At 37.7% G+C, this 12,443-nt stretch carries 11 protein-coding genes and 1 other annotated feature; all 11 genes read right to left on the reverse strand.

What is annotated here, in order from left to right; translation table 11 throughout:
- Positions 1-190: transposase (locus ACZ2V4_RS10815; RefSeq protein ID WP_490514866.1), on the reverse strand; the 190-nt coding region annotated here is incomplete at its 3' end.
- A gap of 63 nt (positions 191-253) precedes the next feature.
- Positions 254-3,865 (reverse strand): DNA-directed RNA polymerase subunit beta', encoded by a 3,612-nt coding sequence (gene rpoC / locus ACZ2V4_RS10820; protein ID WP_419895174.1) that lies wholly within the window; start codon positions 3,863-3,865, stop codon positions 254-256.
- A 103-nt stretch (positions 3,866-3,968) separates the two neighbouring features.
- Positions 3,969-7,511, reverse strand: a complete 3,543-nt coding sequence (rpoB, locus tag ACZ2V4_RS10825) for a DNA-directed RNA polymerase subunit beta (protein ID WP_219493303.1) — start codon at positions 7,509-7,511, stop codon at positions 3,969-3,971.
- 192 nt (positions 7,512-7,703) lie between these two features.
- The gene (locus ACZ2V4_RS10830; RefSeq protein ID WP_419956624.1) at positions 7,704-8,300 is read right to left on the reverse strand and encodes a class I SAM-dependent methyltransferase; all 597 of its coding nucleotides are present in this window, start codon (positions 8,298-8,300) and stop codon (positions 7,704-7,706) included.
- A 112-nt stretch (positions 8,301-8,412) separates the two neighbouring features.
- Positions 8,413-8,778 (reverse strand): 50S ribosomal protein L7/L12, encoded by a 366-nt coding sequence (gene rplL / locus ACZ2V4_RS10835; protein WP_015912367.1) that lies wholly within the window; start codon positions 8,776-8,778, stop codon positions 8,413-8,415.
- A gap of 55 nt (positions 8,779-8,833) precedes the next feature.
- The gene (gene rplJ / locus ACZ2V4_RS10840) at positions 8,834-9,352 is read right to left on the reverse strand and encodes a 50S ribosomal protein L10 (RefSeq protein ID WP_419895175.1); all 519 of its coding nucleotides are present in this window, start codon (positions 9,350-9,352) and stop codon (positions 8,834-8,836) included.
- A 37-nt stretch (positions 9,353-9,389) separates the two neighbouring features.
- Positions 9,390-9,515: a sequence feature (ribosomal protein L10 leader region), on the reverse strand.
- 46 nt (positions 9,516-9,561) lie between these two features.
- Positions 9,562-10,257 (reverse strand): 50S ribosomal protein L1, encoded by a 696-nt coding sequence (rplA, locus tag ACZ2V4_RS10845; protein WP_015912369.1) that lies wholly within the window; start codon positions 10,255-10,257, stop codon positions 9,562-9,564.
- Between the two features lie 106 nt (positions 10,258-10,363).
- Positions 10,364-10,786 (reverse strand): 50S ribosomal protein L11, encoded by a 423-nt coding sequence (gene rplK / locus ACZ2V4_RS10850; RefSeq protein WP_041636217.1) that lies wholly within the window; start codon positions 10,784-10,786, stop codon positions 10,364-10,366.
- Between the two features lie 148 nt (positions 10,787-10,934).
- A complete protein-coding gene (gene nusG, locus ACZ2V4_RS10855; RefSeq protein ID WP_086043520.1) occupies positions 10,935-11,480 on the reverse strand; it encodes a transcription termination/antitermination protein NusG in 546 nt (181 codons plus the stop codon).
- 13 nt (positions 11,481-11,493) lie between these two features.
- Positions 11,494-11,673: a preprotein translocase subunit SecE gene (secE, locus tag ACZ2V4_RS10860; RefSeq protein WP_086039301.1), complete on the reverse strand. Its 180-nt coding sequence runs from the start codon at positions 11,671-11,673 to the stop codon at positions 11,494-11,496.
- 142 nt (positions 11,674-11,815) lie between these two features.
- Positions 11,816-12,442 carry a hypothetical protein gene (locus ACZ2V4_RS10865; RefSeq protein ID WP_219493307.1) on the reverse strand — a complete coding sequence of 209 codons (627 nt, stop codon included), beginning with the start codon at positions 12,440-12,442 and terminating at the stop codon, positions 11,816-11,818.
- Position 12,443 lies beyond the last annotated feature (1 nt).

Here is a 12,443-nt window from a genome sequence, read left to right on the forward strand (position 1 = left end):
TCTTTCTGGTCATACTGGATATAAGACCGTCAATACCGAAGGTATCAAATTGGTAAGTCCATGTTTTTAGTTGTGAAGGATCGATATCATATTTGTTACTTAATGAATCATAACCAATATTTCCTTCTTTATATTCTTTGATTAGTTTTAATTTAAAATCAAGATCATGCTTTTTATTCAAAATAAACACCCCTAAAGTTGAATTTTAAGGTTCAACTTTAGGGGTGCACTTCAATGTCTCGTCTTCTTTCACTTAATTATTAACAGTTGTTTCTTCAGTTTCTGCTACAACCTTATCATATTCAACGTCTCTGTAACGTCTCATACCTGTACCAGCTGGAATCAATTTACCGATAATAACGTTCTCTTTAAGTCCAAGTAAGTCATCTCGCTTACCTTTAATTGCAGCATCCGTTAACACACGTGTTGTTTCCTGGAATGAAGCTGCTGATAAGAAACTTTCTGTCTCAAGAGAAGCTTTCGTAATACCAAGTAATACTGGCTTCGCTGTTGCTGGGTGTTTTCTTTCTTTAAACACTTTTCTGTTTGCATCTGTAAATGTATGGATATCTACTAATGCACCAGGAAGTAATGAAGTGTCTCCTGCTTCGATGATACGTACTTTACGTAACATTTGACGTACCATTACTTCTACGTGTTTATCAGAAATTTCTACCCCTTGCATACGGTAAACTTTTTGTACTTCTTTTAGTAAGTAACTTTGTGTTGCATTTAAACCTGCGATTGCAAGTAACTCTTTAGGCTCAATTGAACCTTCAGTCATTACTTCTCCACGCGCGATTTTCTGACCGATTTCAACTTTAAGTCTTGCGTTACCAGGCGCTAAGTACGTACGTACTTCATTTTCACCTTTAACTTTAATTTCTTGCATACGATCTTTTACGATATTAATATCGATGATTTCACCGTTAATTTCAGAAATTACAGCTTGACCTTTCGGATTACGCGCTTCGAATAACTCTTGAATACGCGGTAAACCTTGAGTGATATCGGCACCGGCTACCCCACCTGTATGGAACGTACGCATTGTAAGTTGTGTACCAGGTTCACCGATAGATTGTGCAGCAATTGTTCCAACTGCTTCACCAACTTCAACTTTTTCACCTGTTGCAAGGTTTTTACCGTAACATTTTTCACATACACCGTGACGTGTATTACAAGTAAATGCTGAACGGATATGCATTTCTTCAATGCCAGCATCAACAATTGATTTCGCAATTTCAGGTGTGATTAATTCGTTAGATTGGACTAATATTTCTTTTGTTTCTGGGTGTCTAACTGTCTCTCTTGAATAACGACCTTCAAGACGTTCAATAAATGGTTCAATAAGTTCTGAACCTTCACGAATCGCTGATACAAGTAATCCACGGTCTGTACCACAATCCGGTTCACGAACAATCACATCTTGTGCCACGTCAACAAGACGACGTGTTAAGTAACCAGAATCGGCTGTTTTAAGTGCTGTATCGGCAAGACCTTTACGGGCACCATGTGTCGAGATAAAGTATTCTAATACCGTTAAACCTTCACGGAATGATGATTTGATTGGTAACTCAATGATTCGTCCAGATGGGTTGGCCATCAGTCCACGCATACCTGCTAGCTGCGTAAAGTTAGATGCGTTACCACGGGCACCAGAATCACTCATCATGAAGATTGGGTTTAAGTCATCTAAAGAGTTCATTAACTTCGCTTGAATATCATCTTTTGCTTTTGTCCAGATTTCGATAACAGCTGCATAACGTTCACTCTCAGTAATTAAACCACGCGTGAATTGTTTTGTAACTCTATCTACTTTCTCTTCTGCAGCATCAATAATTTCCTGCTTATCTGGTAATACTACGATATCAGATACACCTACAGTAATACCTGCACGTGATGAATACTTAAATCCTAAGTCTTTCATTCTATCTAACATCATTGAAGTATCTGTTATATGGAACTTATTAAATACTTCTGCAATGATCTGACCTAAGAATTTCTTATTAAAAGGTCTAACAAGTGGTGTTTCATCCAATAATTTGAGAAGTCCTTCTTCAGTAATATCAGTTGCATTGATAAAGTATCTGTCTGGTGTTCTTGTTTCTAAGTTAGATAAAGTTGGTTCATTAATATATGGGAAAGATTCCGGCATAATTTCATTGAATATTACTTTACCAACAGATGTTAACAATAACTGTTTGTTTTGTTCGTCTGTAAATGTAGGATTATTAAATGACCCTGCATAAACGGCGATTCTTGAATGTAAATGAACATAACCATTCACATAAGCCATGATAACTTCATTTGCGTCTTTAAAGATTTTACCTTCACCAATAGAACCTACACGCTCTAATGTTAAGTAATAGTTTCCAAGTACCATATCCTGAGATGGTGTAACTACTGGCTTACCATCTTTCGGGTTTAAGATGTTTTGTGCTGCTAACATTAACATACGTGCTTCAGCTTGTGCTTCTTTTGATAAAGGTACGTGAACGGCCATTTGGTCACCATCGAAATCGGCATTGTAAGCAGTTGTTACAAGCGGGTGAAGACGAATTGCACGTCCTTCAACTAATGTTGGTTCAAACGCCTGGATACCTAAACGGTGAAGTGTTGGTGCACGGTTTAACAGTACTGGATGTTCACGAATAACATCTTCTAACACATCCCATACTTCTGCTTCCATGCGCTCAATTTTACCTTTAGCATTCTTAATGTTTGTAGCAATTTCACGTTCAACAAGCTCTTTCATAACAAATGGCTTAAATAATTCAAGTGCCATTTCTTTAGGAAGACCACATTGATACATCTTTAAGTTAGGTCCTACTACGATAACCGAACGACCAGAGTAGTCTACACGTTTACCAAGTAAGTTTTGACGGAAACGACCTTGTTTCCCCTTAAGCATATGTGACAAAGATTTTAATGGGCGGTTACCTGGTCCAGTAACCGGACGGCCACGACGACCATTATCGATTAACGCATCAACTGCTTCTTGTAACATACGTTTTTCGTTTTGAACGATGATGCCAGGAGCACCTAAATCTAATAAACGTTTTAAACGGTTGTTACGGTTAATGACACGACGATATAAATCGTTCAAGTCACTTGTCGCAAAACGTCCACCATCTAATTGAACCATCGGACGAATTTCAGGTGGGATAATCGGCAGTACATCTAAAATCATCCATGAAGGATCATTTCCTGAGTTACGGAATGATTCTACTACTTCAAGACGTTTAATTGCACGTGTTAAACGTTGACCAGTTGCAGATTCTAGTTCTTCACGTAATGAACGCAACTCTTGATCTAAATCGATATCAAGAAGTAAATCTTTAATCGCTTCAGCACCCATTTTTGCAGTAAATTGACCTGGGAATTTATCATAGTATTCACGATATTCTCTTTCAGATAATAACGTTTTCTTCTCTAGACCCGTTGGCCCTGGATTAATTACCGCATAAGAAGCAAAGTAGATGACTTCTTCTAAAGAACGTGGTGACATGTCTAGTAATAATCCCATACGTGATGGAATGCCTTTAAAGTACCAGATATGTGATACTGGTGCTGCAAGTTCAATGTGACCCATACGTTCGCGACGTACTTTTGATTTTGTTACTTCAACGCCACAACGGTCACAGACCATACCTTTGTAACGTACACGTTTATATTTTCCACAGCTACATTCCCAGTCTTTTGTCGGACCAAAAATCTTCTCACAGAATAAACCATCTCTTTCAGGTTTTAATGTACGGTAGTTAATTGTTTCTGGCTTTTTAACTTCACCGAAACTCCAAGAACGGATTTTTTCAGGTGAAGCGAGACCTATCTTCATGTAATGAAAGTTATTTACATCAATCAAAGCCCTACCTCCTTAGTATATTAAAAATTTTTCTATATCATAATGAAATTTAGAGATGATTCAGCCTCGGCCGAATCATCGGTTAATTCTTCCGAGACAGTGATTATTCAGTGATCTCAGCTTCTGGCATCGGCGCTTTAGCAATATTAATCTTAGAATCAACGAAATCGTCATCTTCTAAATCACGCATTTCAATTTCTTCATCTTTGTTATCCATTACTTTAACGTCTAAACCTAAACTTTGTAACTCTTTCATAAGTACACGGAATGATTCTGGAACACCTGGACGTGGAATGTTTTCACCTTTAACAATTGCTTCATAAGTTTTAACACGCCCTACAGTATCATCTGATTTGTACGTTAAGATTTCTTGTAAAGTATACGCCGCACCGTAAGCTTCAAGTGCCCATACTTCCATCTCACCAAAACGTTGTCCACCAAATTGCGCTTTACCACCAAGTGGTTGTTGTGTAACAAGTGAGTAAGGTCCAGTTGAACGTGCATGTAACTTATCATCAACCATGTGGGCTAATTTAAGCATGTACATTACACCAACTGATACACGGTTATCGAATGGTTCACCAGTACGTCCATCATAAAGTACTGTTTTACCGTCACGTGCCATACCAGCTTCTTCGATTGTTGACCAAACATCTTCATCGTTCGCTCCATCAAATACTGGAGACGCAACATGCAGACCTAAGTTTTTAGCAGCCATACCTAAGTGTAACTCTAATACTTGTCCGATATTCATACGAGAAGGTACCCCAAGTGGGTTTAACATGATGTCGATTGGTGTTCCGTCAGGCATAAATGGCATATCTTCTTCTGGTAAGATACGTGAGATAACCCCTTTATTTCCGTGACGTCCACACATTTTATCCCCAACGTGAATTTTACGTTTTTGAACGATGTAAACACGTACTAATTGGTTAACACCTGGTGGTAACTCGTCGCCATCTTCACGATTGAAGACTTTAACGTCTAATACGATACCATCAGCACCGTGTGGTACACGTAATGAAGTATCACGTACTTCACGCGCTTTTTCACCGAAGATTGCATGTAATAAACGTTCTTCAGCCGTTAATTCAGTAACCCCTTTAGGCGTTACTTTACCAACTAAGATGTCACCATCACGTACTTCAGCTCCAACGAAAATGATACCACGATCATCTAAGTTTTTCAGTGCATTATCTGAAACGTTCGGAATGTCACGTGTGATTTCTTCAGGTCCAAGCTTCGTATCACGCGCTTCTGATTCATATTCTTCAATATGGATAGAAGTATATACGTCGTCTTTCACAAGACGTTCGCTCATGATTACAGCATCCTCATAGTTATAACCATCCCAAGTCATAAATCCAACAACTACGTTACGTCCAAGTGCCATCTCACCAAGTTCCATAGAAGGACCATCTGCTAAGATTTCACCTTTCGTTACGATGTCACCAGCTTCAACGATTGGACGTTGGTTGTAACAAGTACCAGAGTTTGAACGTGCGAATTTCGCTAATTTGTATACATCTAAATCTGTTTCGATTTCTTTTCCGCCTTCTTCAACAATACGGCGAACTTTAATTTGACGTGCTTCTACGTGTTCCACACGACCTTTATATTTCGAAACTACTGCAGCTCCAGAGTCACGCGCAGCTACGTGTTCCATACCCGTACCAACAAATGGCGCTTCTGGATTCATTAAAGGTACTGCTTGACGTTGCATGTTCGCACCCATTAATGCACGGTTCGAGTCATCGTTTTCTAAGAATGGGATACATGCAGTCGCTGCAGAAACAACCTGTTTCGGCGATACATCCATGTAATCCATACGTTCACGTGCCATGACTGTGTTATCTCCACGGAAACGACATACAACTTCATCGTCTAAGAACTTACCATTGTCATCTAAACGCGCATTCGCCTGAGCAACTACGTAAGCATCTTCTTCATCTGCTGTTAAGTAGTCAATTTGGCTTGTTACTGTATTGGTCTCGATATCAACTTTTCTATATGGTGTTTCAATGAAACCAAATTCATTTACGCGCGCATAACTTGAAAGTGAGTTGATTAACCCGATGTTTGGGCCCTCAGGTGTTTCAATCGGACACATACGGCCATAGTGAGAATAGTGAACGTCACGTACTTCCATACCAGCACGTTCTCTTGTTAAACCACCAGGTCCTAATGCAGATAAACGACGTTTATGTGTAAGCTCGGCTAATGGATTTGCCTGGTCCATGAACTGAGATAATTGAGAGCTACCAAAGAATTCTTTGATAGATGCAATTACAGGGCGGATGTTGATTAATTGTTGTGGTGTTACAGATTCAGTATCTTGCAAACTCATACGTTCGCGCACAACACGCTCCATACGACTTAACCCAATACGGAATTGATTTTGTAGCAATTCACCTACCGAACGTAAACGACGGTTACCTAAGTGGTCAATATCATCCGTAAATCCAACACCTGCTAGTAAGTTAAAGAAGTAACTTACAGAAGATAAGATATCTGCTGGGGTAATACATTTCACCTCATCATCTGGGAAAGCATTACCAATAATTGTCGTTGTACGTTTCTCTTCATCTCCAGGAACGTAAACTTTAACGGACTGAATTTCAATCGGTTCATCTAATAAGCCATTATCTAAATCATAAACTTTTTGGTTTGCATTGCTTTCTAGCACATCCATAATTTGATCTAAATTACGACGGTCTAATAGTGTACCTTCTTCAGCTACGATTTCACCTGTCTCAGTATTCACAATCGGCTCAGCTAACACTTGGTTAAATAGACGATGTTTTAAATGTAATTTTTTGTTCATTTTATAACGCCCAACGCTTGCTAAGTCATAGCGTTTTGGATCAAAGAAGCGAGAGTATAATAAACTCTTAGCATTCTCAACTGTCGGTGGTTCACCTGGACGTAAGCGTTCATAAATTTCAAGCAATGCAGCTTCTGTTGATTCAGTGTTATCTTTATCTAATGCGTTACGCAAATATTCATTATCACCTAATAGGTCAATAATTTCTTGATCCGTACTAAATCCTAACGCACGGAGCAACACCGTAATTGGAAGTTTACGTGTACGATCAATACGTACAAATACAACATCCTTCGCATCAGTTTCATATTCAAGCCATGCACCACGGTTAGGGATTACAGTCGCACCGAAGCTGACTTTACCGTTTTTGTCTACTTTGTCATTGAAATAAACTGACGGTGAACGAACAAGCTGAGACACGATAACACGTTCGGCACCGTTAATAACGAACGTACCTGTATCAGTCATTAATGGGAAATCACCCATAAATACTTCTTGTTCTTTCACTTCACCTGTTTCTTTGATGATTAAACGAACCTTAACACGAAGTGGTGCAGCATAAGTTGCATCACGGTTTTTCGATTCATCTAAATCGTACTTTGGTTCACCTAATTTGTAATCTACAAACTCTAATGATAAGTTACCTGTGAAGTCTTCAATCGGAGAAATGTCTTTAAACATTTCGATTAAACCTTCTTTTAGGAACCAATCATAAGATTTCGTTTGAATCTCGATTAAGTTAGGTAGTTCTAGAATTTCGGAAATTCTCGCATAACTTCTACGTTTACGATGTCTTCCGTATTGGATAAGTTGACCTGTCAACAGATTCACCCCTCAAAAAATTGTGGTGCACACTTATTCATATAGCGTTGTTAAGACAAAAAGAAAACGGAAATCAGATCATTCCATTTTCATTTTCTTTTGCTCATCCGACATCTATAAAAGATAGAAAAGTGCACACTTATTCATTTAAAATTTTACATTCTATTACTATAACAGACAGATTGTATAAGGTCAACCTTTTACACTCTTTAATATATAGTAGCCTTTATCTTTCTTAAGCACTGTGACATTACCAAAAACCTCATCCATCTTTTTCCTCGCTGATGGCATCCCTTGTTTCTTTTGTATTACAACATATAGTGCACCTCGATGTTCTAATATGTTATAACTATCTGAAAGAATGCGATGTACAACATCTTTACCCGCACGAATAGGCGGGTTTGTAATAACTGCATCAAACTGTTCAGTTACTTCATTTAAACCATCGCTTTTATAAATCATGGCGTTATTAATTTTGTTTGTCACGGCGTTTCTTTCTGATAAAGCTAACGCACGCGTATTCACATCCACCATATGTACTGTTGATTCTGGGAAATGATTTGCTACCATCAATCCCATCGTACCGTATCCACATCCTACATCTAAAATACGTTCAGGTTGTGCATCATCCAAAAATGTTTGTACAAGTAATTTTGATCCGAAATCGACGCCGCCTTTAGAAAACACACCGGCATCGGTCGTAAGTTTTAAGCTATGACTCCCCATATTAAAATCGATTGTACTTTCATGACTTGCTACCGTTTGTTCTTCACTATAATAATGACTCACTCTGACACCTCACTTATTTCAACTCAGCGCAATGCGCGCTCAGTTGAAATTATACTAATATAAAGCAAGAAAAACCCGTTATATACATAACGGGTTTTAAACAAAAGAGAAATTATTTAACTTCTACAGTTGCTCCAGCTTCTTCTAATTTAGCTTTTAATTCTTCAGCTTCGTCTTTAGAAACAGCTTCTTTAACAACTTTAGGAGCGTTGTCAACTAAGTCTTTAGCGTCTTTTAATCCTAAACCAGTTGCTTCTTTAACAGCTTTAACAACTTTGATTTTTGAAGAACCAGCAGATACTAATTCTACGTCAAATTCAGTTTTCTCAGCAGCAGCACCTTCGCCACCAGCAGCACCAGCTACAGCTACAGGAGCAGCAGCAGTTACACCAAATTCTTCTTCGATTGCTTTAACTAAATCGTTTAATTCTAAAACTGACATTTCTTTAATCATTTCGATAATTTTTTCGTTAGACATGTTTTATTCCTCCATTTAAATTTTAATTAGTTTTTATGAAACTTGTTTTAAGAGCTTACGCTTCTTCAGCAGCAGTTTCTTCTCCGCCTTGTTGCTCTCCAACCGCTTTAACTGCATATGCGAAGTTGCGGATTGGTGCTTGTAATACTGAAAGAACCATAGAAATAAGTCCTTCTTTTGATGGTAAAGATGCAATAGCTTTAACATCTTCAGCAGACGTTACAGTTCCTTCGATGATACCAGCTTTAATTTCTAACGCTTCGTTTTCTTTAGCGAAATCAGCGATAATTTTAGCTGGAGCAACAACTTCCTCAGTTGAGAATGCGATAGCGTTTGGACCTGTTAAGAATTCATCAATTCCTTCAATTCCAGCAGCAACAGCAGAACGACGAACTAAAGTGTTTTTATATACTTTGAATTCCACGCCAGCTTCACGAAGTTGTTTACGTAGTTCTGTTACTTGCGCAACTGTTAAACCACGGTAGTCAACGATGATTGTTGATACTGAATTTTTTAACTGTTCAGTAATCACGTCAGCTTTTTGTTGTTTGATTTCGATCGCTTTTGTACTCATTGTGACACCTCCATTAAGATTTTCGTGCTTTTCTAATAAGAGTATTAAAAAAGCACTTTTCACCCATGGCAAAAAGTGCTTGAAATGTTCAAGTCAAATTTCACCTCGGTAGGATTATTAAGCTTAACGCCCCTACTGTCTTAGGTTATTTATAAAATACAAATTACACTATATCGTGAAACTTGAATCTTGTCAATTGTTTTTAAAAATTAGTTTCTTACTTCTGATGGGTCGATTTTAATACCAGGGCCCATAGTTGTTGTTACAGCAACTGTTTTGAAGTAAGTACCTTTAGATGAAGCTGGTTTAGCTTTAGCTAAAACATCTTTAAGTGTGTTAAAGTTTTCAACTAATTTATCAGCATCAAATGATACTTTACCGATTGCAGCATGAACGATACCAGATTTCTCAGCACGGTATTCTACTTTACCAGCTTTGATTTCTTGAACCGCTTTCGTTACATCCATAGTAACTGTTCCAGTTTTAGGGTTTGGCATTAAACCTTTAGGTCCAAGTACACGACCAAGTTTACCAACTTCTCCCATCATATCTGGAGTTGCAACGATAACATCAAAATCGAACCATCCTTGGTTAATTTTATTGATGTATTCTGAATCACCAACGAAGTCAGCACCTGCTGCTTCAGCTTCTTTTAATTTTTCACCTTTAGCAAATACTAATACACGTTGAGTTTTACCAGTACCATTTGGAAGTACTACAGCCCCACGGATTTGCTGATCGTTTTTACGCACGTCAATTCCTAGACGGAATGCAACTTCAACAGATGCATCAAAGTTAACAGTGCTCGTTTCTTTCGCAAGTTTGATTGCTTCTTCTACAGAGTAGAATTTTGTGCTATCAACTTTTTGAGCGGCTTCTTGATATTTTTTACCTTTTTTAGCCATTGTTCATTTCCTCCTTATAGTGGTTTTAGCGGAATTTCCTCCCACGGGCATTGCTATATACAATGCAAGAGCAGACGAGTTAACGTCTGCTTAAATCTTGATTCTATTATTTAATTTCTACACCCATACTACGAGCAGTACCAGCAACAATTCTCATTGCCGCTTCTACGCTTGCTGCATTTAAATCTTCCATTTTAGCTTCAGCGATTTCACGTACTTGATCTTCAGTTACTGTAGCAACTTTATTTTTGTTAGGTTCACCAGAACCTTTCTCAATTTTAGCTGCTTTCTTAAGTAATACTGCTGCAGGTGGTGTTTTAGTGATAAATGTAAATGAACGGTCTTCAAATACAGAAATTTCAACCGGAATAATTAAACCTGCTTGTTCTTGTGTACGTGCGTTAAATTCCTTACAGAATCCCATAATGTTTACACCCGCTTGACCTAATGCTGGTCCAACTGGTGGTGCTGGATTTGCTTTCCCCGCAGGGATTTGTAATTTAACAACTTTGATTACTTTTTTAGCCACGATGTGCACCTCCTTGATATCGTGATGTGGTCACAGGGTATGATATTTACCCTCCCACTCATATACGTGCATTTGCACGACTATAAAATATTACCACTTTAAACCCATTTTGGCAAGTGAAAATTTACAATTATTTATAAAATGAATATTATAATTTTTCAATCTGGTCAAATTCAACTTCAACAGGTGTTTCTCGTCCAAACATATCAACGAGCACTGTTAATTTATATTTCTCTGCATCGATTTCTTTTACTTCACCAACCTGATTCGTGAACGGTCCACTTGTAACACGCACTTGTTCACCAAGTTCAATCTCAACATCGATTGTCTTTTCATTCATACCCATAGATTTCAAGATAAATCTTGCTTCTTCAGGTAATAATGGATTTGGTTTAGATCCAGCGCCAGCCGAACCTACAAACCCAGTAACTCCTGGAGTATTACGTACGACATACCACGATTCATCTGTCATCACAAGTTCTACAAGGACATATCCAGGGAACGTCTTTTTGAGACTCGTTTTCTTTTTCCCGTCTTTAATCGTTGTTTCTTCCTCTTCAGGAATTACTACACGAAAAATTTGATCCTGCATGTTCATTGATTCAAGACGTTTTTCTAAATTGTCTTTTACTTTATTTTCATATCCTGAGTATGTATGAACCGCATACCAGTGTTTTTTACTTTCCTCAGACATTTAATATGCCTCCTTATTTAATTAATCGAATTAATTCCGTAATCCCCATATCGATAAGGAAAAAGAAAATGATAAAGAAGATAACTGTCGCTACAACAATTGATGTGTCTCTTACAACTTCTTGTCCCGTAGGCCAAGTCGTCTTTTTCATCTCAGAAACTACACCTTGAAAAAAGTTTTCTTTATTTTCCATTTGGTCTTGCCTCCAATTTTATTGAATGATAAAAAATATACCGAACGTGAACATCCGATATATTTTTATTTATATTCACTTATTATACTATGCATCGTTTTGTTATAATCCTAGTTAAATATACAAATTATCTTAAACTTTGTCAAACGTCTCCATCATCCAGTAAATGTTTTCTGATTTTACGTCTTAGTCTTACAATTGCATTTTGAATCGTCTTTATGGACTCATCTTCTAATAGTGCCATCGCTTTGACGGATAACCCATCTTGTACATAGTCTAAAACTTTACTTTCAAGCAGACTGAGTTTTAAGTTTGCTGGCGTAAGTGCGTCCGTCAATGCATAATACTCGCTCATAACTTCTGGCCTTAATGCATTGACATCGACAATGTGTTCAGCAACCGGGCGATCATAACGGTCCACCATATCAATACTGATTTCTTCTACATCACGTGAACCTTTATTTTGTTTCATCATATTTAATAGCGCGAATTTCAGCATATGATAGTAATAGCGTTCGAAAGAATCATTGCGCTCTTTTTTATAGTTCAGTGCAGTTTCATACAATGTTATTAAACATTGCTGATAGACTATAGCACGTTCAATGTAGTAATACTTTCTAATATAAACTTCCATTCCATTTTGCATACGCACAACTAAAGTATCAAAGCAATCCAGATTTCCATTTTGTATTTCATACACAATTTCCTCTAAAGTCATTACAACGTAAGGAGAAGATTTTTCACATAGTGTTAAGTATGTTATAAGCATG

Source organism: Macrococcus sp. CoH-51_TC_04, from assembly GCF_058188655.1.